This is a genomic window from Streptomyces sp. NPDC028928 (genome assembly GCF_055564915.1).
This window is the reverse complement of the sequence record NZ_JBVHVI010000007.1, coordinates 197,397-220,807: the sequence shown is the minus strand read 5'-3', so window position 1 is coordinate 220,807 and position 23,411 is coordinate 197,397. Positions and strand designations below refer to the sequence as shown.

At 74.7% G+C, this 23,411-nt stretch carries 16 protein-coding genes; 7 read left to right on the top strand and 9 right to left on the bottom strand.

Features of this window, described 5'->3' with window-relative positions; translation table 11 throughout:
* The first annotated feature begins 92 nt into the window (after positions 1 to 92).
* Positions 93 to 1,430, top strand: coding sequence for an FAD-dependent oxidoreductase (locus tag ACZ4U1_RS18835; RefSeq protein WP_467904487.1), 1,338 nt, complete (start codon positions 93 to 95; stop codon positions 1,428 to 1,430).
* 164 nt (positions 1,431 to 1,594) lie between these two features.
* A complete protein-coding gene (locus tag ACZ4U1_RS18830; protein WP_467904486.1) occupies positions 1,595 to 2,986 on the top strand; it encodes a nucleobase:cation symporter-2 family protein in 1,392 nt (463 codons plus the stop codon).
* On the opposite strand, the gene ACZ4U1_RS18825 is transcribed toward ACZ4U1_RS18830, so the two are convergent.
* On the bottom strand, positions 2,903 to 3,301 hold the full coding sequence (locus ACZ4U1_RS18825; protein ID WP_467904485.1) for an ArsR/SmtB family transcription factor: 399 nt from the start codon (positions 3,299 to 3,301) through the stop codon (positions 2,903 to 2,905). The genes ACZ4U1_RS18830 and ACZ4U1_RS18825 overlap by 84 nt on opposite strands.
* An 89-nt stretch (positions 3,302 to 3,390) precedes the next feature.
* On the opposite strand from ACZ4U1_RS18825, the gene ACZ4U1_RS18820 reads away from it, so the two are divergent.
* Positions 3,391 to 4,470 carry an NADH:flavin oxidoreductase/NADH oxidase gene (locus ACZ4U1_RS18820; RefSeq protein WP_467904484.1) on the top strand — a complete coding sequence of 360 codons (1,080 nt, stop codon included), beginning with the start codon at positions 3,391 to 3,393 and terminating at the stop codon, positions 4,468 to 4,470.
* Between the two features lie 376 nt (positions 4,471 to 4,846).
* On the opposite strand, the gene ACZ4U1_RS18815 is transcribed toward ACZ4U1_RS18820, so the two are convergent.
* From ACZ4U1_RS18815 to ACZ4U1_RS18800, 4 genes are all read right to left on the bottom strand, one after another.
* Entirely contained in the window at positions 4,847 to 9,154 is a 4,308-nt protein-coding gene (locus ACZ4U1_RS18815; RefSeq protein WP_467904482.1) for an HAD-IC family P-type ATPase, read from the bottom strand.
* A gap of 7 nt (positions 9,155 to 9,161) precedes the next feature.
* A complete protein-coding gene (locus tag ACZ4U1_RS18810; RefSeq protein WP_467904480.1) occupies positions 9,162 to 9,719 on the bottom strand; it encodes a hypothetical protein in 558 nt (185 codons plus the stop codon).
* Between the two features lie 140 nt (positions 9,720 to 9,859).
* Complete coding sequence (locus ACZ4U1_RS18805) at positions 9,860 to 11,191, bottom strand: SGNH/GDSL hydrolase family protein (RefSeq protein ID WP_467904479.1); 1,332 nt, start codon at positions 11,189 to 11,191, stop codon at positions 9,860 to 9,862.
* Between the two features lie 871 nt (positions 11,192 to 12,062).
* On the bottom strand, positions 12,063 to 13,376 hold the full coding sequence (locus ACZ4U1_RS18800; RefSeq protein ID WP_467904477.1) for an extracellular catalytic domain type 1 short-chain-length polyhydroxyalkanoate depolymerase: 1,314 nt from the start codon (positions 13,374 to 13,376) through the stop codon (positions 12,063 to 12,065).
* A gap of 419 nt (positions 13,377 to 13,795) precedes the next feature.
* On the opposite strand from ACZ4U1_RS18800, the gene ACZ4U1_RS18795 reads away from it, so the two are divergent.
* The gene (locus ACZ4U1_RS18795; protein WP_467904475.1) at positions 13,796 to 14,584 is read left to right on the top strand and encodes a pectate lyase; all 789 of its coding nucleotides are present in this window, start codon (positions 13,796 to 13,798) and stop codon (positions 14,582 to 14,584) included.
* A gap of 58 nt (positions 14,585 to 14,642) precedes the next feature.
* On the opposite strand, the gene ACZ4U1_RS18790 is transcribed toward ACZ4U1_RS18795, so the two are convergent.
* The 3 genes from ACZ4U1_RS18790 to ACZ4U1_RS18780 form a co-directional block, all read right to left on the bottom strand.
* Positions 14,643 to 14,780 carry a hypothetical protein gene (locus ACZ4U1_RS18790; protein ID WP_467904473.1) on the bottom strand — a complete coding sequence of 46 codons (138 nt, stop codon included), beginning with the start codon at positions 14,778 to 14,780 and terminating at the stop codon, positions 14,643 to 14,645.
* Complete coding sequence (sbnB, locus tag ACZ4U1_RS18785) at positions 14,777 to 15,778, bottom strand: 2,3-diaminopropionate biosynthesis protein SbnB (RefSeq protein ID WP_467904471.1); 1,002 nt, start codon at positions 15,776 to 15,778, stop codon at positions 14,777 to 14,779. The genes ACZ4U1_RS18790 and sbnB overlap by 4 nt, the downstream gene beginning before the upstream one ends.
* A 199-nt stretch (positions 15,779 to 15,977) precedes the next feature.
* The gene (locus tag ACZ4U1_RS18780) at positions 15,978 to 16,772 is read right to left on the bottom strand and encodes a PaaX family transcriptional regulator C-terminal domain-containing protein (protein ID WP_467904469.1); all 795 of its coding nucleotides are present in this window, start codon (positions 16,770 to 16,772) and stop codon (positions 15,978 to 15,980) included.
* Positions 16,773 to 16,842: 70 nt separating this feature from the next.
* Here ACZ4U1_RS18780 and ACZ4U1_RS18775 point away from each other — a divergent pair, with 70 nt between their 5' ends.
* Together ACZ4U1_RS18775 and ACZ4U1_RS18770 are read left to right on the top strand one after the other, a co-directional pair.
* The gene (locus ACZ4U1_RS18775) at positions 16,843 to 18,597 is read left to right on the top strand and encodes an acyl-CoA dehydrogenase family protein (protein ID WP_467904468.1); all 1,755 of its coding nucleotides are present in this window, start codon (positions 16,843 to 16,845) and stop codon (positions 18,595 to 18,597) included.
* Positions 18,598 to 18,741: 144 nt separating this feature from the next.
* Positions 18,742 to 20,751: a HEAT repeat domain-containing protein gene (locus ACZ4U1_RS18770; RefSeq protein WP_467904466.1), complete on the top strand. Its 2,010-nt coding sequence runs from the start codon at positions 18,742 to 18,744 to the stop codon at positions 20,749 to 20,751.
* A gap of 672 nt (positions 20,752 to 21,423) precedes the next feature.
* On the opposite strand, the gene ACZ4U1_RS18765 is transcribed toward ACZ4U1_RS18770, so the two are convergent.
* The gene (locus ACZ4U1_RS18765) at positions 21,424 to 22,017 is read right to left on the bottom strand and encodes an Rv1733c family protein (protein ID WP_467904465.1); all 594 of its coding nucleotides are present in this window, start codon (positions 22,015 to 22,017) and stop codon (positions 21,424 to 21,426) included.
* Between the two features lie 275 nt (positions 22,018 to 22,292).
* Here ACZ4U1_RS18765 and ACZ4U1_RS18760 point away from each other — a divergent pair, with 275 nt between their 5' ends.
* Entirely contained in the window at positions 22,293 to 23,381 is a 1,089-nt protein-coding gene (locus tag ACZ4U1_RS18760) for a WD40/YVTN/BNR-like repeat-containing protein (protein ID WP_467904463.1), read from the top strand.
* Positions 23,382 to 23,411 lie beyond the last annotated feature (30 nt).

The window sequence follows — 23,411 nt, the reverse complement described above, 5'->3', positions numbered from 1 at the left end:
CTCGGGTCACCCCACCGGCCCCTGCCGCCGGGCGTCCCGGAGTGCCATGCTGGAGCCGTCCGCACACCCTCCTTGGGGCGAGGAGTACCGCTGTGCTGCGTGTCGCCGTCATCGGTTCCGGGCCGAGTGGGTGCTACACCGCCCAGAACCTGGTTCAGCGTGATCCCGGGGTCCGCGTGGACGTCCTGGACCGGCTGCCGTGCCCGTACGGCCTGGTCCGCTACGGTGTCGCGCCGGACCACGAGAAGATCAAGTCCCTGCAGGGCAGCCTGCGTACGGTGCTGGAGCACGAGCGGGTGCGGTTCCTCGGCGGGGTCCGGGTGGGCGGCCCCGGCGGCCTGCCGGCGGAGCGCCTGCGCGGGCTCTACCACGCGGTGGTCTACTGCGTGGGCGCCGCCACCGACCGCCGGCTCGGCATCCCCGGCGAGGAGCTGCCGGGCAGCTGGTCCGCGACCGAGTTCGTGTCCTGGTACAGCGCCCATCCGGACGCGGCCGACGCGGGCTTCCTGCGCGGGGTGCGGTCGGCGGTGGTCATCGGGGTGGGCAATGTCGCGGTGGACGTCACCCGGATGCTGGTCCGGGGCGCGGCGGAGCTGCGGCCCACGGACATCCCGCAGGCCGCGCTGGACGTGCTGGCGGCGAGCGGGCTGACCGAGGTGCAGATGGTGGGCCGGCGCGGCCCCGCCCAGGCCCGTTTCACCACCAAGGAGCTGCGCGAGCTGGGCGCCCTGCCCGGCACCGACGTGATCGTGGACGAGGCCGAGCTGGCGCTCGATCCGGCCGATCCGGGCGCGCTGCCGGCCGGGCCGCGCCGCAATGTGGAGGTGCTGCGCGAGTGGGCGGCGCGGCCCGCGACGGCTGCCGCGGCCCGGCGGATCCGGCTGCGGTTCTTCCTGCGCCCGGTGGAACTGCTGGCGGAGAGCGGCCGGGTGGGTGCGGTGCGCTTCGAACGGACGGCACCGGACGGTACGGGCGGCGTGACCGGCACGGGCCGGTACGAGGACGTGCCCGCGCAGTTGGTGCTGCGCTCGGTGGGCTATCGCGGAGTGCCGCTGGAGGGGCTGCCGTTCGACCCGGCGAGCGGCACCATCCCGCACCAGGAGGGCCGTGTCCTGCGCGACGGTGCGCCCTCCCCCGGCGAGTACGTCGCCGGGTGGATCAAGCGCGGCCCGACGGGGGTCATCGGCACCAACCGGCCCTGCGCCAAGGAGACGGTGACCTCCCTGCTCGCGGACGCGCCCGCGCTCGCCCGCGCGGACGTGCCGGAGGACCCGGTCGCGGCCCTCCGGGCGGCGGGCGTCGAACCCGTGCCCTGGGACGGCTGGCTGGCGATCGAGCGGGCCGAGGCCGAGCTGGGGGCGCGGCTGGGGCGCGGCGTGGTCAAGCTGGCCGACTGGGACACCCTGCTCGGGGCGGCGCGGGTGTCGTAGCCCGGGACGGCGCGGTGTCGTAGCGGCTCGCGGCCGGCGGGGAGCGTCCGGGGGGCGGGCAGGACACACGGCGGCAACAGTCTGGAAATCAACAAACTGTTCAAGAGCCTTACGGTCTGGTCCTGTTCGGATGCCGCTCCCCACCCGCCGCTGATGGAGTTCCCATGGCCACGACCGCAGACGTGCACCCCGTCGACGAGACACCCCCGGTACGACAGCTGGCCGCCTTCGGGCTCCAGCATGTGCTCGCGATGTACGCGGGCGCCGTCGCGGTGCCGCTGATCGTGGGCGGTGCGATGAAGCTGCCGCCCGCCGACCTGGCGTACCTGATCACCGCGGACCTGCTGGTGTGCGGTATCGCCACGCTGATCCAGTGCGTCGGGTTCTGGCGGTTCGGGGTCCGGCTGCCGATCATGCAGGGGTGTACGTTCGCGGCCGTGTCGCCGATGGTGCTCATCGGGACGTCGGAGGGCGGGCTGCCGGCGATCTACGGCTCGGTGATCGTCGCGGGACTCGCGATCATGCTGCTCGCGCCGGTCTTCGGCAGGCTGCTGCGCTTCTTCCCGCCGCTGGTGACCGGCACGGTGATCCTGATCATCGGCGTCTCACTGCTGCCGGTCGCGGGCAACTGGGCGGCGGGCGGCGCCGGGGCGAAGGACTTCGGCGAGCCGAGGAACCTGGCGCTGGCGGGTTTCGTGCTGGCCGTGGTGCTCGGCGTGCAGCGGTTCGCGCCCGCCTTCCTCTCCCGGATCGCCGTGCTCCTCGGCATCGCGGCCGGCCTGGCCGTCGCCGTGCCGTTCGGGTTCACCGACTTCAGCGGGGTCGGGGACGCCGACTGGGTGGGCATCAGCACGCCGTTCCACTTCGGGGCGCCGCAGTTCCGGGCGTCCGCGATCGTGTCGATGCTCGTGGTGGCTCTGGTAACCATGACCGAGACGACCGGTGACCTGATCGCCGTCGGCGAGCTGACCGGGCGGAAGGTGGAGCCGCGCTCCCTCTCCGACGGGCTGCGCGCGGACGGCCTGTCGACCGTGCTGGGCGGGGTGTTCAACACCTTCCCGTACACGGCGTACGCGCAGAACGTGGGCCTGGTCGGGATGACCCGGGTGCGCAGCCGCTGGGTGGTGGCCGCGGCCGGCGGGATCCTGGTGCTGCTCGGTCTGCTGCCCAAGCTGGGCGCGGTGGTCGCGGCGATCCCGGCGCCGGTGCTCGGCGGGGCCGGTCTGGTGATGTTCGGGACGGTCGCGGCGAGCGGGCTGCGGACGCTGGCCCGGGTCGACTTCCGGGGCAACGACAACCTGACCGTGGTGGCCGTCTCGGTGGCGGTCGGCACGCTGCCGGTGGGGGTGCCGACGGTGTACGAGAAGTTCCCGGACTGGTTCCAGACGGTGATGAACAGCGGTATCAGCGCGGGCTGCCTGTCCGCGATCGCGCTGAACCTGCTCTTCAACCACCTTCGGGCGAGGCGTGGTTCAGCCGCCGGCGCCGATGCGGCCGGCCTGCCGGTCGGCGGCGGCCAGAAGGCTGTCGAGCAACCCCGGGAAGAGGCCCTCTAGATCGTCCCGGCGCAGGCCGTTCATCTTGGCCGTGCCCCGGTAGACCTGCCGGATGACCCCGCTCTCCCGCAGCACCCGGAAGTGGTGCGTGGTGGTGGACTTGGTCACCGGCAGGTCGAACTGCGAACAGCTCAGCTCCGCTTCCCTGGCGGCGAGTTCGCGCACGATCTGCAGCCGCATCGGGTCGGAGAGCGCGTGCAGCACGGATTCCAGCCGGATCTGCTCGCGCTCCGGGTGCGGCAGCGCGCGGCCGGTGGTGGCGGTGTCGGTCACGGCGGCTGCCCCCTCGTCACGGGATCTCTCGGCTCCCCACATTGTACGAGGGACATCGTAGTTTGACATCCCTCGTAGTACGAGGAGTATCGTACGAGCCCGTCAGCGGTCCGTGACGAATGGAGTCCGTCGTGAGTGCCCTCTTCGAGCCCATCACCCTGCGCGAAGTGACCATCCCGAACCGGGTGTGGATGGCCCCGATGTGCCAGTACTCGGCCGAGCCGGAGGGCCCGCTCACCGGCGCGCCGCACGACTGGCACTTCGCGCACTACGCGGCGCGGGCCACCGGCGGCACCGGCCTGATCGTGGTGGAGGCCACCGCGGTCTCGCCCGAGGGCCGGATCAGCCCGTACGACCTCGGGCTGTGGAACGACACCCAGGTGGAGGCCTTCCGCCGGATCACCCGCTTCCTCGCCGCGCAGGGCACCGTCCCGGCCGTCCAGCTCGCCCACGCCGGCCGCAAAGCCTCGACCGACCGGCCGTGGAAGGGCGGCGCGCCGGTCGGACCGGAGGGGCTCGGCTGGCAGCCGCTCGCGCCGAGCGCGGTGCCGTTCGACGAGCGCCACCCGGTGCCGACCGAGCTGACCGTCGAGGAGATCGGGGAAATCGTCGGACAGTTCGCCGCCGCCGCGCGCCGGGCGCTCGCCGCGGGCTTCGAGGCCGTCGAGATCCACGGCGCCCACGGCTATCTGATCAACGAGTTCCTCTCCCCGCACTCCAACCACCGCACCGACGCCTACGGCGGCTCGTACGAGAACCGCACCCGGTTCGCCCTGGAGGTCGTGGACGCCGTACGGGAGGTGTGGCCCGCGTCCAAGCCGGTGTTCTTCCGCATCTCCGCCACCGACTGGCTCCAGGACGGCGGCTGGACCACGGAGGACACGGTCCGCTTCGCCGGCGACCTGCACGCCCACGGCGTCGACCTGCTCGACGTCTCCACCGGCGGCAACGCCTCCGGCGTCACCATCCCGACCGAGCCGGGCTACCAGGTCCCCTTCGCCACCCGCGTGAAGACCGGGACGCCGATGCCCGTCGGCACCGTGGGCCTGATCACCGAGGCCGGGCAGGCCGAAAAGATCCTGGCGAACGGCGAGGCCGACGTGGTGCTGCTCGGCCGCGAGCTGCTCCGCAACCCCTCCTGGGCCCGGCACGCCGCCCGCGAACTGGACGCGGAGATCCGGGTGCCGGACCAGTACCACCGCTCGGTCTGACGCCCGGCGCGGTGGTACGCGGAGAGCCAGGTACCGGACAAGTCCCACCGCTCGGTCTCGGGCCCCGTGTGGCGGTACGCGGAGATCCGGCCACCGGACAAGTCCCACCGCTCGGTGACGCCCGGTGCGGTGGCCTGCGCCACCGCCGGTCCGAGCCCGGCCCGGGCAGCCCGGTGGGGACCCACTCCCGTGGGGTGACAGCACCGGTCGTACCGGCCCACTCCCGTCCGACGGCTGCACCGGTCGTACCGGCCCACCCCCGTCGGGCAGCGCCACCGGCCGTACCGACCCACCCCCCGTCCAACGGCGGCACGGCGGCACGGCGGCACGGCGGCACCGGCCGTGCCCGTCCGCTTCAGGCGGGCCGTGACGGTGGTCAGCCCGGCAGCAGGCGGGTCACTGTCTGCTCCAGGCGTGGCAGGGTGCGTTGGCCTGCCAGGGCCAGGGCGATCGCGGCCACGACGCCGGCCCAGGCGACCGGGCCGAGCGGGGTGCAGCCGACCGCGCGGCTGATGCCCGGGGTCTGGACCACGGCCACCAGGGCCAGCGCGGAGCCCAGCGAGGTGACCTGCACCAGGCGGCTGTCGCGCCGGTCCAGCAGGGTCTGCACGAGCTGGGTGCCGACCACCCCGCACAGCGCCATGGTGCTGGAGCGGCGGGCGGTGCCCGGTGTGAAGCGGCCGATCAGCCAGGCCGTGACCGCGCCCAGGCAGGTGGTCAGGGCCCGGTGCCGGATCTGCCGCAGCAGGGGGTCGCCCAGCACCCCGGCCGCCTCCTCCACGTGCTCCAGGTCCGCCTCGTCCTCCTTCTCCGTCACCGCGACCGCCATCGACGGGAACAGGTCGGTGAAGAGGTTCACCATGAGCATCTGCCGGGTGGACAGCGGCGCCCGCCCGGACAGCAGCGTGCCGAGCAGGCCGAACCCGACCTCGCCCGCGTTGCCGCCGATCAGGATGGCGATCGCGTCGGCCACGCTGTGCCACAGGGCGCGGCCCTCGCCGACCGCGTCGATCAGCACCGTCAGGTCGTCGTCGGTCAGCACGATGTCCGCGGCGTTGCGTGCGGCCGCCGAGCCCCGCGCGTTGATCCCGACGCCGATGTCGGCGGCACGGATGGCCGCGGCGTCGTTGGCGCCGTCGCCGACCATGCCGACCACCCGGCCCGCGTCCCGCAGCGCCTCCACGACCTGGAGTTTCTGCTCGGGCGCCACCCGGGCCACCACGCCCGCGTCGCGCAGCATCCGGGCCCGCGCGGCGCGGTCGGCCGCGGCCAGCTCGTCCCCGGTGACCACCACCGTGTCCTCGGGCCAGCCCAGGTCGGCGGCGATGGCCCGCGCGGTCTGCGGATGGTCGCCGGTGAGCATGACGGGTCGTACACCCGCCCCGTTCAGCCCGTTCACCAGGGCCGTGGAGGTCTCGCGCGGTACGTCGGACAGCGCCAGCAGACCGGTGAACTCCAGGTCCCGCAGGGGCTGTTCGAGGACGTCCGTCTCCTGTTCGCCCGGGCCGAGCCGGCGTTCGGCGACCGCCAGCACCCGCAGACCGGCCCCGGCCAGCGCGTGCGCGGACTCGGGGGCGTGCGCCGGCAGACCGGAGCAGGCCGGAAGAACGGTTTCCGGGGCGCCCTTGACCACCAGCACGGGCGGGCCGTCCCCGCTCCGGCCGACGGCGGCGGCGTACCCGCGCGCGGCCTCGAACGGCAGGTCGGCGAGCTGTGTCCAGTCGGGATCGGGCGGGGCCGCGGCCAGTACGGCCTCGTCGGTGGCGTGTACCGGCCGGTCGGAGTCGCCGTTCAGCTGTGGGCAGGCCCGCGCGGCGGCCCGGACGGTGTCCAGGGAGCCGGCGTCGTCCACCGGGCGGACCGCGCCCTCGGCGTCGGAGGTGCGCACCAGCCGCAGCCGGTTCTCGGTGAGCGTGCCGGTCTTGTCGAAGCAGATGGTGTCCATGCGGCCCAGCGCCTCCAGCGTGCGCGGGGTGCGGACCAGGACACCGCCCCGGCTCAGCCGCCGGGCGGCCGCCAGCTGCGCCACCGTCGCCACCAGCGGCAGTCCTTCGGGTACGGCCGCCACGGCCACCGCCACCCCGCCGCTGACCGCCTCGCGGATCGGGGTGCCGCGCAGCAGCGCGAGACCCGTGACCGCGGCGCCGCCCGCGAGGGTCAGCGGCAGCGCCTTGCGGGTGAGTTCCTGGAGCCTGGCCTGGACGCCGCCGGCCGGGGGCGTGCGGGCGGCGAGGTGCACGGCACGCGCGGCCTCGGTGCTGTCCCCGGTGTCGACCACGACGGCCCGCGCCTCCCCCGCCACCACGGTCGTCCCCTCGAAGACCATGCAGCGCCGGTCGGCGACGACGGCGTGCGGGGTGGGATCCGTCTGCTTCTCCACCGGCAGCGACTCGCCGGTCAGGGCGGACTCGTCCACCTCCAGGCCCTCCTGCCACAGCAGCCGGGCGTCGGCGGGCACCACGTCGTCCGCCTTGAGCTGGATCACGTCGCCGGGGTGGAGCTTGCCCGCCTCCACGGTGCGGGTGCCGCCGGCCGGGGCCTCGGCCTCCGGCGGCACCACGCGCGCCTTCTGCTTCTGTTCGGCGACCAGCCCGGACAGCGCCCGCTCGGCGCGCAGCCGCTGGACGCCGCCGACCAGGGCGTTCAGGTCGAGGGCGCCGACCACGAGCAGGGCGTCCACGACGGAGCCGAGGATCGCCGACGCCGCGGAACCCACGGCCAGGACCGGGGTGAGCGGGTCCTGGAGTTCCCCGCGGACGGCCCGGCCGAGCCGGTAGGACCAACGGACCGGAGCGGCGGCCGGATGCCCGGTGACGCCCTCGGCCGCCTTGCGCAGCCGGGCGGTCAGCGCGTCGAACGCACCCGGCTCGGCGGCCGGTTCGTGTGCCAGCCGGTCCCGGGCCTGCTCCGGGTCCAGCTCGTGCCAGTGCACCCGGGGGCGCGGGTGCGGGGCGCGGGCCGCCGCCACACCGAGGGCCGCCCGCGCCCCGGACAGCAGCGCGGCCGCGGCGCCCGCGTCGACCGGCGCGTGACGCAGCCCCGGCAGCATGGCCCATCGGCCGCCTCGGCCGCCTCCGCCGCCGGACTCGCCGATGGCGACGAGCAGCCCGGACAGCGCGGCCCCGGAGCGGGCCAGGGTCTGGGCCCGGTGGCCGACCCGACGGGCGGCCGGGATCGCGGTCAGCACCCGCCACACGTCGGGCAGTCCGTGCAGGGCGAGGATGTCCGCGCCCCACACCACCGCCCCGTCCCGGTCGGTCAGGGCGAGTGCCACATCGGCGGCGCGCAGCGCGCCCAGCACGTCGTGCTCGTCGGCCGAGCGGACCCGGGCGACCGCGAGCACCGCGCCCTCGTCGCCGCGCGCCTCGTACACCACGTCGTCCAGCGGACGGCGGGCGTCGACGACCTGGTCGGCGAGGCCGGTGAAGTCCTCCAGAGCCGGATCGTCCACGAGCACGACTCGGAGCCCGGCCCGGCGGGCCGCGTCCAGCACCGGCTCGGCCCATGCGTCGGGCTCGCCGTCCTCGGTGCGCAGGGCGCTCGGGTGCAGCACGACCGTGCCGGCCATCTCCAGCTCGCGCAGCCGTTCCGGGTCGCGGACCAGGACACCGGTGCGGGCCAGGGCGGCGCTGAGCAGGGCGTGGAAGGCGGCGGGGCCGTAGCGGGCGGCCTTCGGGGAACCGGCCAGCACCGCCTCCGCGGCCTCGGCGGTGTCGTGCTTGACCAGGAGGGTGGCCAGCGCGCCCAGCACGCTCCCGGCGGAGGCGTGGGCCGCGTACTCCTGGGCCGGGGAGACGCGCAGCGGCGGGCGCGGCGGGTCGTCCGGGCCCGCGGCGAGGCTGACCCGGTCGGGCGCGCACAGCCGGTCGTGCACCGTGTCGAAGGCGGCCGAACGGGCCACCGTCTCGACCACCTGGCAGGCCCGCAGGGCGCCGTCGAGCACCAGCGAGGTGGGGGTCTGGCCGGCGCCGTGCACGGCGGCGTTCGCACAGGCCAGCACGAGGTCCATGGGGGTGTCGCCGATCCGGGCGCGCAGCCAGGCCCGGAAGCGCGGGTTCTCCCGCAGCAGGGTCACGGCCGCGGTCACCATCCGAGGCGAGGGCGGCAGCCGCATCGCGTACGCGGCGAGGGCGACGGCGATCCCGACGCCGTCGGCGGCGAGCGTGGCCGCCGCGGCGCGCACCCCGGCCGGGTCGGCCGGATGCGTGGTCTCCTCCACGTCCGCGGCCGCCAGGACGAGGCCGTGCCGCTCGGCGAGGCCGGACGCGTGCTCCAACACCCGGTCGGCGGCCTCCTCGCCGGTCGCGGTCACCACCAGGCGGGCGAGCCCCTGGTCCCAGTAGGCGACAAGGACTTCAGGGTGGTCGGCCAGGGACTCGGCCAGCCGGCGCGCCAGGTGGGCCGTGCCGCCGGCGTGCCGGGCGTGCTCCTGTTCCAGGGGCCGCACGGCCAGGTGGGCGCGGGCGCCGGACCGCCAGTGGTCGCCGGCGCCGGGCAGCGCGTTGCGGGCCACCCGCACCACCCGCGCGGCGGTGTCCGCGCCGCGCACGCCGGCCCGCGCCGTTCCGGCGGCGGCACCGGCGGCCAGTCCGACCGCCGGTGCCGCCGCCCGCGCGAGCAGGCGTGGTGCCGCGGGCAGCAGCCGGGCAGCGGCGGTCGGAGCCGTCAGCACACCGAGCACCATGACCTCCTCAGAGCGTGGTGCGGTCGGGCCGCGCGGTGGGCCCGAGGGGACTGGGGGACGTCTTGCCCGCCGACGCCCGAACGCCGTGGGACGCCTCGGGCGGACTGGCCGCCTCCGTGGCACCGGACTCCGTGGCCCGCCCCGGCGTCGCGGTACGACCCGAGGCCTGGCCTCCCGCCGGAGTCCCGGCGGAGCCGCCGGCGCCGGACCCGGGGGCGGCGGTGCCGGACCCGGGGGCGGCGGTGCCGAGGTCGTGCGCGGCGGGTTCGGGCTGCGCCGCGCCCGCGTCCGCTGCGGCCGTCGGCCGGTCGGGCCGGGGCTGGGTGAGCCAGGCCACCGCGGCACCGGTGACGGCGACGGGCCACTCCACCACGCCGGCGGCACCGAGCAGACCGGCCCCCGCGTACACCGCCATGCGCCGCCCGCGCGGCGAGACCGCGCCGACCTTGTCCAGTGTCTCCTCCGCGGCCCTGCTCACCGTTCCGGCGCCGGGCATCCTGCGCAGTACCGAGGCCGCGCCGCGCAGGGGCGCCGTGAGGACCGACGACGACTTCTGCTCAGCCATGACTCTCCTCGGGTGAGATCCGTCTTGCGTGCCCCACCGAGTGCCCGCGACCGTGCTGGTCATCCCCACTTTCCCGGGAAACGCCACCCCTTCCCAGGGAACGCCACGGATCCCTTCGGCGCCACCTGCCCCCGGACGTTTTATGAGGCGTGTGCCGAGGCGTGCCGGAACAAGCCCTCGGGCACGGCCGCGGCGAGGACCCGGTACCCCTCGGGGTTGAGGTGCAGCCAGTCCCCCACGTGCAGCGCGGGCAGCAGCCGGTCGGGCGCCGCGGGGTCCCGTACCGCCCGGTCGAAGTCGATCACCGCGTCGAAGTGGCCGGGGGTGCGGATCCAGGCGTTGACGCGCTGCCGGGCGGCCTCGCGCTCCCCCGCCGGGTCGTCGTACTGGGTGTTGCCGCCGAACGGGGTGATGGTCGCGCCGTAGACCCGGATGCCCTGGGCGTGGGCGCGGACGACGATCTGCCGGTAGCCGGCGATCAGGTCGTCGGCCGCCGCCCGCTGCGCCTCGGGGGTGGCGCCGGCGGTGCCGATGTCGTTGACGCCCTCGAAGAGGATCAGCCAGGCCACTCCGCTGCGGGAGAGGACGTCCCGGTCGAGGCGGGCGAGCAGGTTGGGGCCGAGCCCGTCGTTGAGGACGCGGTTGCCGCCGGCCGCCTGGTTGAGGACGGCGATGTCCGAGGTGGCCGGGCTGCTGTGCAGGCGGTCGTAGAACTGGTCGGGCCAGCGGTCGTTGCCATTGGTCGTGGAACCGCGTCCGTCGGTGAGGGAGTCACCGACGACGGCCACCGCCCGGGTACGGCCGGGTGCCAGCACCTCGACGTCGCTGAGCAGGTACCAGTGGTCGACGGCGGTCGCGCCCGCCAGATCCGCGTCCCGCGTGTGGTCGCCGCGCACGAGGTACGACGTGGTGCGCGAGCCGGGGTGCGAGGTGAGCGCGAGCGATGCCTGGCCGCGCGCGGTGTACGCCGTCACGGTCAGCTCGGATCCCGCGCGCAGCTCGAAGTCCAGCGGGTCGGAGACCATCTGCGCGCCGACCGGGACGGTCACGGAGTCCCGGCCCGCGAAGGTCACCCGCCGCAGGCTCTCCGGCTCGACGCCGCTGACGCCGGCCTTGCCGCCGCGGGGCAGGGCCACGGTGACGGCGGTGAGCGGCAGCGGGGTGTCGCCGTACGCGTTGGAGAAGCGCAGCCGCATCCGGGGACCACCGGCGGTGACGCGCACGGTCTGCCGCAGGGTGGTGTCCACGAGCACCGACTTCTCACCGGTGTACGGCGCGGGCGGCAGGTTGGCGGGCTCGGTCAGCTGGGGCATACCGGTCCAGGTGTTCACCCAGTGCCGCCCGGCCCCGGCCCCGGCCGGGGCCGACCTGGTGACCAGCGCGGTGAGCGCGGAGGCCGTCACGGCGAGGGCGAGGACGAGGACGAAGCTGCTGAGCACGGTGACGAACGGCGTTCTGCGAGACGGCTTCATGGAGACCTTTCGGTGGGCGGGAGGACGGGGGTGCGGGGGGCCGGGGGTGCGGGGGGCCGGGGGCGGTGCAGGGTTCGCGGGGTCGGCGGAGGTGCGGGGGGCGAGGAGGGACGCGGGTCGGTGCAGGGTTCGCGGGGTGGGCGGGCGGGCACGGCGGGGCTGCGAGGTTCTCGGAGACGACGGGCGGGCACGGCGGGGCTGCGGGGTTCTCGGAGGCGGGCGGATACGGCAGTGGTCGGGGTTCTCGGAGACGGCAGGCCGGCACGGCGGGAGTGAGGGGTCCTCGGAGACGGGCAGACACGACGTGGGTGCGGGCGTGCCCCGGAGGCGGGGCCCGGCCGGGTGCGGGCGTGCCCGGAGGACCGGCCCGGCCCGGTACGCCTGACCGGTCAGGTGACCCAGCCAGGTGTGTCCCGGATCGGTCAGGCGGTCCGGGGGCATGCCGGAACCGCCAGTGCGGCTCAGCGGGGCGCAGGCCGGACCCATTCAGGGCAGCCCAGCCAGGTACGCCCCGACCGGCCGGATGGTCCGGCGAGGTGCACGCCAGACCCGCCGGGCAGCCCAGCCGCACGCACGCCAGACCCATCAGCGCACCCCAGCCAGGTACGCCCCGACCGGCCAGGCGGCCCGGCGGAGTACACGCCAGACCCGCCAGGGCGACCCAGCCGCACGCACACCGAACCCGCCAGGACAAGCCAGCCGGACACGACCGGACCCAGAGCAGCCCAGCCGGGCACGACCGGACCCAGAGCAGCCCAGCCGGACACGCACCGGCCGCACGACAGCCCGACCGAACGCGCACCGGACCCAGGGCAGCCCAACCGAACGCTCACCGAACCCGCCATGGCGGCCCAGCACGCACCCCCGGTCGTCAGCCCACCGTGCAGGCCGTGCCGTTGAGGCTGTACGCGGCCGGTGCCGCGCTGTTGCCGGTGTGCGTGGCCTGGTAGCCGAGGGTCACGCTCGCGCCGGGCGCGAGGGTGGCGTTGTACGCGGCGTTGGTCGCGGTCACCGGGCCGGAGCGGGGGCTGTACGTGGCGTTCCAGCCGTTGGTGATGGTCTGGCCGGCCGGGAGGGTGAAGCCGAGCTGCCAGCCGTTCACCGTGGTCGTACCGGTGTTGGTGAGGGTGAGGGAGGCGGTCAGACCGGTGCTCCAGCTGCTGACGCCGGCCGTCACCTTGCAGACGCCGGCGGGCGGTTGCGGTGTGGTGCCGCCGGCGTCGAGGCCGAAGAAGGTGAGCGCCCGGGAGGCCATGCCCCAGCTGTAGAGGTTGTGGCCGACGCCCTGGAGGCTGATCGCCTCGACGGGAGCCCGGTCACCGGTGGCACCGTAGCGGGTGCGGGTCCAGCCGGAGGCCGGGGTGTCGGTGGCGGCCGGGGTCTGGCTCACCCCGAGCACGTTCGTCCACTGCTTGACCTCCTCCCCGAAGTTGGCGTAGCGCAGGGTGTCGTCCTCGGTGCCGTGCCACAGCTGCATCCGCGGGCGCTGACCGGTGTAGCCGGGGTAGGCGGCGCGCACCAGGTCGCCCCACTGCTGCGGGGTGTGGGTGACGGTGCCGCCGGAGCAGGCGCTGTTCCACTCGGAGCCGTCGGTGGTGGCGAAGCAGCCGAAGGGGACCCCGGAGAAGGCGGCGCCCGCGGCGAACACGTCGGGGTAGTCGCCGAGCAGGACGTTGGTCATCATCGCGCCGGAGGAGATACCGGTGACGAAGACGCGGCCGGTGTCGGCCGCGTAGGTGCGGGTCACCCAGTCGACCATGGAGCGGATGCCGACCGGATCGCTGCCGCCGTCGCGGCGGAGCGCCTGCGGGGAGGAGACGTCGAAGCACTTGCTGGCGCGGGTCACCGACGGGTACACCACGACGAACCCGCGCTGGTCGGCGAGTTGGGCCCATTCGGTCCCGGAGTACATCGCGGAGGCCGAGCCGGTGCACCAGTGCACCGCCACCACGACCGCGGGGTGCGCGGGGACGTTGTCCGGCACGTAGACGTACATCTGCAGGTTGCTGGGGTTGGGGCCGAAGCCGGTGACCTCGGTGAGGGTGGCCGTGGGGACGGCCTGGGCCCGGGCCGACGCGGGCGGCGCGGCGAGGGTCAGTGCCGCGAGGAGCGGCAGCAGGGCACCCAGGAGTGCGACGAGTGCCTTGCGGAGGCCGGCTGGCGAGCGGTGCGGTGTGGGGGGCACGTCACCTGTCCCTTCTGATCGCGGCTCGTGCGGGGCACCGGCATCGTGACATGGACACACAGTTCATGGAAGCGCTCCCACGCCACTTCTCCATGGCCGGAAACACCCCTGCGCGACATGTTGACTAGAAAGCGCTTGCCCTCTACGGTCCGTTCATCAGCGTGACCGGTGGGTGCGATAAAGGGCCCCTTCGGTCATCCAGGCCCACAGATTTGTTCCATATGGCGTGCATCATTCACGTACACAAACCAACCCCCACAGCCCGGCAGCTTCACCACGCCGCCGTACGGCTACACGACCGAACCCGCCTCCGGTGTCGTCGCCTCGGTGACGTCGGGTGCGGGCACCGGAAAGCTCTGATCTCCCCCCACCCCCACTCGACCCCACTCTGACCCCACTCGGAAGAAGGCATTCGGGACATGACCTCATCGGCAACCGCGCGCGGCCTGCTGGGCGGCCTGGCCACCCTCGGACTCACATTTGGCATGATCATGACCTCCGGGGCCCCCGCGGGCGCGGCCACCTGGCCGACCCCCAACGGCAGCCAGGCGGTCTCCGCCACCATCTCCCTGTCCGGTACCAAGGACTACGGGATGAAGCGGCTGTACGGCACCGGCGACCTCGGCAGCGACAACCAGGACGAGGACCAGGGCCCCATCCTGGAACTCGCCCCCGGCACGGTCCTTAAGAACGTCATCATCGGCGCGCCCGCCGCGGACGGCATCCACTGCCTGGGCAGCTGCACGCTGCAGAACGTGTGGTGGGAGGACGTCGGCGAGGACGCGGCCACCTTCCTCGGCTCCTCCTCGTCCAACGTCTACACCGTCAGCGGCGGCGGGGCGAAGGAGGCCGGCGACAAGGTGTTCCAGTTCAACGGCGCCGGCACGCTCAACGTCTCCGGCTTCGCCGTGAAGAACTTCGGCACCTTCGCCCGCTCCTGCGGCAACTGCAAGACGCAGTACAAGCGGACGATCAACCTCAGCGGTATCGAGGCGACCTACAAGGGCAGCAAGCTCGTCGGCATCAACACCAACTACGGCGACAGCGCGACCCTGCGCAACATCACCATCGTCGGGGACACCAGCAAGAAGATCGTTCCCTGCCAGAAGTACATCGGCAACAACACGGGTGCCGAGCCGACCACGAACGGCTCGGGCCCGGACGGCACGTACTGCAAGTACTCCAGTTCGGACATCACCTACAAGTGAGCCCGGGCTGAGCACGGGGCGACCACCTGGGCGGACCGCGGCGGCGGCCCGCCCACGGTCACGCCCCGATGCCACACCGGGTGACGCCGGACGCGGTGGCCAGGAAGGTGATCAGCGCGGCCCCGCGAAGCCGGCCGGCCGGGCGGGAGCCGGGGCCGACGGGGCGGCGGGTCCACCAGTGTCGTATCGGGGTCACCACCGGCGTGTCTCCCCGAAGAAGTCGGGGATCTCGATGGCCGTGCCGTCCAGGCGTGCCTGTTCCAGGACGAAGGCGCCGACCGCGAGGTCCAGCACGCCGAGTCCGAACGGGGAGAAGACCACCGGGCGTCCGCTGTCGGGCGTGACGTCGCCGTTCAGGACGCCGGCGAGGGTCCCGGTGACGAAATCCCTTGCGCCGGTGGCCTGTTCGGCGAGGTGCGGGGAGGTGTCGGCCTTCAGGCAGTGGTCGACGTCGTCCAGGATGTTCTGCGCGGCCAGCACCACCTCGGGGGCCAGGTCGCGCAGCGAGATGTGCAGCACGAGCTGGCCGGGCCTGAACGGCGTGGTGACGTAGGGCTTCAGCGCCGTGGTCGCGAACACGACGGTGTCGGCGGCGAGGGCCTCGGCGAGGTCCATGGTGAAGGAGACGGGAACCTGCTGGGTGGTGCGCAGGTGCTCGGCCAGGGCCTGGCCGGAGGGCTCGTGCAGGTCGTGGACGAGGTAGGCCTCGGGCACGCACTCCGCGGCGTGCAGGTAGTCGCAGATGTTGCGGGCGATGACGCCGGCGCCCACCACGGCGATCGTCCTGCCCTGGTGGCCCTCGGGGCGCAGCGCGCTCGCGGCCACGGCCGCGGAGGCCGCGGTGCGGGCCGAGCTGATGGCGGCGGCCTCCAGGCAGGCCACGGGATAGCCCGTCGCGTAGTCGTTGAGGATCAGCACCGCGGAGGCGCGGGGTGTGCCGGACTCCGTGTTCTTCGGGAAGCTCGCGATCCACTTGATGCCGACGACTCCGGCCTCGGGGCCGAGGAAGGCGGGCAGGGCGATGATGCGGGAATCCGGCTTCTCCGGGAAGCGCAGGAAGTAGCTGTCGGGATTGACGGTCTCGCCGGCCTCGTGCAGGCGATAGGTGTGGCCGACCAGGTCCAGGACTTCTCGCCGCCTGGTGCGCAGCACTTCGCGTACGGCACCGCCGGCGACAATTTCAAAATTGAACACTTCACGTTCCCCCTAGCTCGGCATACCGGTCACCGATGCCGGTCGGTGCGCAACAGTCGGCGCACGCCACGCAGAAGGGTCGCGACAAATCCACTCTGGCACGACGCGGCTTCCCTCACAAGCATGTTCATGCCGAACGCAGGCGTAGCCAAAGGGAGTTGCTGCGGAGTCGGCCTCGGAGTCTTCTGCCGGTCGTGCCCTATGGAGGGGTCATCCAGTGCCGGGAACACTTCGCTCCCCGCGCCTCCAGAGCCGCGCCCAGTTCCCACCGGTACCCGGCGTACGCCGTCCGCAGCTCCTCCCCCGGCCAGTCGGCGGGCAGCAGCTCGGGGGGCAGGACGGGGTCGGTCAGCAGGTGGCGGACGGCCGCCGCGTAGGCGGTGAACCGGTCGGCCGGGTGGTCGGCCCGACTCGCGTGGACGAGCAGGGAGCGCGCGCCGGCCGCCCAGCCGGCCAGCGGCCAGAGCCGGGCGGCAAGGGCACGCGGGGGCTCGTCGGGGCGCGCGGTGCACGTCAGGGCCACCTGGTGCAGACCGGCGGGCAGGGGGCGGTCGAGGTTGGCCGGGCGCATCCAGACGCCCTCGCGGAGTTCGGCCAGGCGCAGGGCGGTCAGCCGGGCGCGCAGATCGGCGCGTTCGGCGGGGCCGCGGCCGGTCGCCGTGACCACCACCATCTCCCAGTCGCCGTCCCACGCGCGCGTGCGGGGGTGCAGGGCCTCGTCCTGGCGGCGCTGGCGGGCCAGCAGCCGGTCGCTGAGCCGGTACACGGCGTCCGTGCGCCGCAGGTCGCCGGCGGCCACCATCCGGCTCAGCGCGGCCCGCAGCGTGGAGCCGCCGACACCGAAGGGCTCCACGAGCCGGACCAGGTCCTTGACCGGCAGCTCCGGCGGGTGGGCGCCGAGCAGCAGGCTCAGCACGACCGACCGGGCGGACAGCGGTCGCAGACCGGCCGGGCCCTCCTCCCGCTCCGGTTCCGCTGGGACGTTCATGCGCATGGCCCCGACTGTACGTGCGCCTTGTTGTTGCAACATTGCTACAGCCGCAGGAAGAGTGCAACATGCTCGTATGGTCTCGATTCCCGCGCAGCCGCAATCGCAGTCGCCCTCGCAGTCGCCGTCGCAGCCGCAGCCGCAGCCGCAGCCGCAGTGGCAGCCGCCGTCGCCGCCGTCGCCGTCGCCGTCCGAGCAGCCGTACGCCACGCACGACGTCACCAACCAGGCGCCGCCCCTCGCCCCGTACGACGCCTCCGCCGACCCGGCCCTGCTGGAGGGGCTGCGCCGGGAGGGCGCCGGGTGGGCCGAGGACGACATCCGGCGGCTGGGGGCGCGCGCCGGGAGCGCGGAGGCGCAGGAGTGGGGCGAGCTGGCGAACCGGTACGAGCCGGTGCTGCGCACCCACGACCGCTACGGCCACCGCGTCGACGAGGTGGAGTTCCACCCCAGCTGGCACCACTTGATGCGGACGGCGGTCGCCGAGGGCCTGGCGGGCGCGCCCTGGGCCGACGACCGGCCGGGCGCGCACGTCGCCCGGACCGCCGGCGGCCTGGTGTGGGGGCACACGGAGGCGGGACACGGCTGCCCGACCTCGATGACGTACGCCGCCGTGCCCGCCCTGCGCGCACAGCCGGATCTCGCCAAGGTGTACGAGCCGCTGCTCACCAGCCGGGAGTACGAGCCCGGGCTGCGCGTCCCCACCGAGAAGCCCGGGCTGCTCGCCGGGATGGGCATGACGGAGAAGCAGGGCGGCTCCGACGTCCGGACCAACACCACCACGGCCACGCCCACCGGCGAGGCGGGGGTCTACACGCTGCGCGGGCACAAGTGGTTCACGTCGGCGCCGATGTGCGACGTCTTCCTGGTGCTCGCGCAGGCCCCCGGCGGGCTGTCGTGCTTCCTGGTGCCGCGCGTCCTGCCGGACGGCACCCGCAACACCTTCCGCATCCAGCGCCTGAAGGACAAGCTCGGCAACCGCTCCAACGCCTCCTCGGAGCCGGAGTTCGACCGGACCGTGGCGTGGCTGGTGGGGCCGGAGGGACGGGGCGTGAAGACGATCATCGAGATGGTCAACTGCACCCGGCTGGACTGTGTGATGTCCTCGGCGACCCTCATGCGCAAGACGCTGGTCGAGGCGGGCCACCACGCGCGGCACCGCAGCGCGTTCGGGGCCCGGCTGATCGACCAGCCGCTGATGCGCAACGTCCTGGCCGATCTCGCGCTGGAGTCGGAGGCGGCGACGACGCTCACGCTGCGGCTGGCCGGCGCGGCCGACCGCGCGGTGCGCGGGGACGCCGGGGAGCGGGCCTTCCGGCGCCTCGCCACCGCCGTCGGCAAGTACTGGGTCACCAAGCGGGGCCCGGCCTTCACCGCCGAGGCCCTGGAGTGCCTCGGCGGCAACGGGTACGTCGAGGACTCCGGCATGCCCCGGCACTACCGGGAGGCACCGCTGCTGTCGATCTGGGAGGGCTCCGGGAACGTCAACGCGCTCGACGTGCTGCGCGCCCTCGGCCGCGAACGGGACACCGCCGAGGCCTTTTTCGCCGAACTCGCCCTCGCGCGTGGGGCGGACGCCCGCCTCGACACGGCCGTGGCCGCGCTCAAGGACCAATTGGCCGGAACCGATCAGGTGGGGGCCCGCCGGCTGGTCGAGCGGATGGCGCTCGCACTGCAGGCCTCCCTGCTGGTCCGGCACGCTCCGCACCCGGTCGCGGACGCCTTCTGCGCGACCCGGCTGGGCGGGGACTGGGGCCACGCGTTCGGCACCCTGCCCGCCGGAACCGGCCTGGACACCATCCTGGAGCGCGCCCTGCCCGGCCTGAACTGACCCCTGCCCGCGGGCGTGCGCGCAGTCCCCTCCCGTGGCCGGTGACCGCCGACGGATCGCACACAGTCAGCAGATGCCTCCGGACCGTTGTCAGTGGCGTGGTGCACACTCGCGATCAGGTGGCACTCGTCTGGGGAGGACAACGTGTTCACGGGGATCGACGAGGTCGACTGGGCCTCGCTGCGGCACGCGTACGGCAGCGCGGAGGACGTGCCCGGGTGGTTGCGGGCGCTGGCCTCAGCGGACACCGCCGAGCGGGCGACCGCGCTCGACGGGATGTTCGGCGCGGTGCACCACCAGGGGAGGGTGTACGACTCGACGCTGGCCTGCGTGCCCTTCCTGTTCGCGCTGCTGGCCCGCGAGGAGGTGCCGGACCGGGGCTGCATCGTGGAACTGCTGCTCAGCATCGGCGGGGAGACCGCGGGGAACGCGGAGAGCGGGGCGGGTGGGGACCGGGACCGGCGGGCGCGGGAGGCGGTGTGCGCCGGCGCCGAGGCCTTCGCCACGCTCGCCGGGGACCCGGACCCCGCGGTGCGGCGGGCGGCGGCCGGGGCCCTGGTGCGCTTCCTGGAGGAGCCCCCGCGGGTCCTGGAGCTGCTGCGGCGGCGGTTGCGGGCCGAACGGGAGGACTGCGTCCTGCTGGCCGTCACGGAGGCCCTCGGGCTGTTCGCGCTCCGGTACCCCGCGCACGCCGACGGCGCGGTGGACCTCCTGGCCGAACAGAGCGCGCCGCCCTACCCGCCGGGGCTGCGGCTCGCGGCGCTGGGCCAGCTCGCGCTCCGCGCGCCCGGCCGGCTCCCCGCCGACCTGGTGCCGGCGGCGGTCCGGCTGCTGCAGGAGCGGTCCGCGCAGCGCCTGCGGCGCGGGGACCACGCGGGCACGGACACCCTGGTGCGCCGGATACGGCGACTGCGCCCCTCCGACGAGCAGGGTGCCGTACTGCTGCGCACCCTGCACAGTGCGCTCGGTGACCGGGTGGACGACCGGATCGCCCTGCTCACCGGGCAGTTGACCAGTCCGGACCCGGTGGACCGGTGCAATGCGGTCTGGATGTCGGCGGGGCTGTTCCGCGGCTGGCGGGGCGCGTACGAGGAACCGGTGCGGCTGCTCGGCGCCCAACTGGGCAGCGAGCACGACCGGTTACGGGACGCGGCGGTGTCGGTGCTGGCGGAGCTGTTCGCGCTGGCCGCGCCCGCCGCGGACGACCTGCACGCGCTGGTGACCGCCCGGCCCGACCTGTGGACGCACCGCTGGGAGCGCTGCTCGCCCACGCTGGGCGGCCCGCTCAAGGCGCTGGCCAGAACCGGCGACCCGCGCGCGATCCCGCCCCTGGCCCAGTTGCTGGCCGGCCCGGCGGCACCCGTCGGGCTGGGCTGCGAGGTCGCGCACCTGGGCCGGGCCGCGGCACCGCTGGCCCCCGCGCTGCGCCACCACCTCGGCCGCGTCCCGCTCGCCTCCCCGACCGCCGCCCGGGTCGCCGCCCCGCTGCTGACGGCGGTCAGGGCCGCCGGAGACGGGAACGCCGTCCCGGAACTGCTCCGGCTGCTCTCGGGCGCTCCCGACGGCCTGGGGGCGCGGGACGGGATCGCCGGCCAGGTGATCGAGACGCTGACGGACCTGGGCGCCGCGGCACAGGCGGCACCGCTCCTGCGCACGCTGCTCCGCACCCGGCACGCGGCCACCGCGGCGGGCGCGCTGTGGTCGGTCGACGGGGACACCACCGCCGTACTCCCCGTGCTGCTGGGGGAGTTGACGCAGCCGGACCCGGACACCCGGCGCACCGCCGCACGGCAGCTGGCGAGGCTGGGCCCGACCGCGCACGCGGCGCTGCCCGAGCTGCGCCGGCTCGCCGGGGAGGGCCCGCTGCGGGAGCGCATACCGGCCGCGTGCGCGCTGTGGCACATCGCCGGGGATCCGGACCTGGTGCTGCCCGTCTTCCGAACGGCCTGGACGTCAGACCCGCACACCCGCACCCCCATCGCCCACTGCCTGACCACCATGGGCCCAGCCGCCGCCCCGCTCCACGACCTCCTCGCCACCGAACTGACCCACCCCCGCCGCCACACGGCCCAGGAGAGCGCGTACGTCCCCTGTGACATCCCGGACGACGAGGAACTGCTGCGGATGTGCAAGGGGGTGCTGGCGGGGGTGTAGGCGGGAGGGGGCATGGGGCGGAGGGGGCATGGGGCGGAGGGGGCCCTGAGCGGGAGCGCGGGAGCGCCAGGAGGCATCGCACACGGCGTGACGGCCGACGAGGCCGGAGACGGCCCTGGAGCCGCGGCGGCCCCCGGCGACGGATACACGCGAGCACCCGCCGGGCTCCAGGCCGCATGGAGGCGACGAGGACGCAGCAGCCCTGCGGCGCAAGCCGCCCTGGGCAGGGGCCCGCGAACGCCAGCAGGCACCGCCACCCCGCATGACGACCGGCACAGGACGGCCGACACAGGACGGCCGCCGTGGCCGCCGGAAGGCCGCCATTGCCGCATGAGAGCCGCCGGCGCGTCGCCAGGAAGGTCGGGTGACGCACTCCAGGCCACGCCCAGAGCCACCGTGCTCCGCCCGGGTCACCGGCTCGGCGCGGTGGCTCGCCGCGGCCGGAGTCAGCCAAGCCCTGACCCGACGGCGAGCCGGCCGGGCCCGCTGACGGCCCTCGGCCGCACCCCCGCGGTCGCCCCAAACCAGCAACCAGCCGAGGCGGCCATCCGCCCCCACCGCGTCCGAGGCCGGGACCAGCCGGCACCCCGCCCCTGAACCGACAGGTCCCAGCCAGGCCCGCCGACGACCGAGCCACGGCAGCTCACCCGGGGTGCCCCGGCCCCGCCACGGTCACACCATCCGCCCCCACTGCGGGCCGAGTCGCGCCCACTCGGTGTCCCAGGCGGCCAGGCGGTGGCGCTCCAGGCGGCGGCCTACGGCCAGGCCGGCGACGAAGGGGACGGCGCCGGTGCTCACGCCGACCAGGAGGCCTATCAGGGTGGCCCGGAAGGCGGCCTCGGAGGCGGTGGTGGGGCGGGAGACGAGGTGGCCCTGCGGGTCGGTCCAGACGGTGACCGGCGTACCGGGCTTGCTGCCGGGATCCACCCGGACCTGGCCGGTGTGGGCGGAGCCGTCGGGCACCGTCCAGCGGACCTCGGCCCAGACCCGCTCCCCGGCGGAGGAACGGCTGCCGTGCGCGGGTGACGACCCCGGTACCTGCTCGACGACCCGGGCCACGGCGGGCCGCCAGGTGGCCCGCTCCCGGGCGAGTCCGTGCTCCACCGAGCCGGCCGCCGCGAGGCCGGCCAGCACTCCGGCCAGGACGGTCAGCAGACAGGCACCGAGCACCACCCAGGCCTCCAGCACGTCGGCCCGGCGTTTGAGCGGGTTGCGCCGCCAGCGCCACAGCCACACCTTCGGACCACGGAACGCCTTCAAAGGCATCCTCCTCACGAGCGCACCGACCGGCCGGACCGCCCTCCCATACGGGAGAGATCGCTCCGTTGCTCACGACGAGCCGTCTCCCCGACGGTCGCACGAGACACCCCTCTCGCGCAGGCGCATCCCGGAACGCGCCCGGCCGAGCTTCGCCCCAGCCCCACGACACAGGCCCTGACCTGCGCGGACACGCACTCCGGGGGAGAGTGTCAGTGGCGGGGGGCAGACTGGCCGATATCTGACGACGACTACCTGGACAACGGCGTCCGGAGGTGATCGGCATGACCGAGGTTCTGCTGGCGGTGGGCACGCGCAAAGGCCTGTTCATCGCGCGGCGGCGGGGCAGCGGCCCGTGGGAGTTCGACGGGAGTCCGTATTTCAACGCGCAGGCCGTCTACTCGGTCGCGATCGACACCCGGGGCGCCCGCCCCCGGCTGCTGGCGGGCGGCGACAGCGCGCACTGGGGGCCGTCGGTGTTCCACTCCGACGACCTCGGCCGTACGTGGACCGAACCGCCCCAGCCCGCCGTGAAGTTCCCGAAGGACACCGGCGCCTCCCTGGAGCGCGTCTGGCAGCTGCACCCGGCCGCGGCCGAGCCGGACGTGGTGTATGCGGGCACGGAACCGGCCGCGCTGTACCGCTCGGAAGACCGCGGTGAGAGTTTCGAGCTGGTCCGCCCGCTGTGGGAGCACCCGACCCGTTCCCAGTGGGTGCCCGGTGGGGGCGGCGAGGGCCTGCACACGGTGCTCACCGACGCGCGCGACCCGCGGGCCGTGACGGTGGCCGTCTCCACGGCGGGCGTGTTCCGCACGACGGACGGCGGGGCGAGCTGGTCGCCGTCCAACTCCGGTGTCTCCGCGGTGTTCCTGCCGGACCCGAACCCGGAGTTCGGCCAGTGCGTGCACAAGGTCGCCAGAGACGCGGCCGACCCGGACCGGCTGTATCTGCAGAACCACTGGGGCGTGTACCGCAGCGACGACGCGGGCGCGCACTGGACCGACATCGGCGCGGACCTGCCGACCACGTTCGGCTTCGCGGTGGCCGCGCACCCGCACCGGGGCGACACGGCGTACGTCTTCCCGATCAACGCCGACGCCGACCGGGTGCCCGCCGAGCACCGCTGCCGGGTCTTCCGCACCGCGGACGCGGGCCGCACCTGGGAGCCGCTGGCCCATGGGCTGCCCGAGGAGGACCACTACGGCACGGTCCTGCGGGACGCCCTGTGCACGGACGACCGCGACCCGGCCGGGGTGTACTTCGGCAACCGCAACGGCGAGGTGTTCGCGTCGGCCGACGACGGCGACAGCTGGCAGCAGCTGGCCGCGCATCTGCCGGACGTGCTGTGCGTGCGGGCGGCGGTGGTCGGCTGAGGGACGCCGGCGGGCCGCGGGCACCCGCGG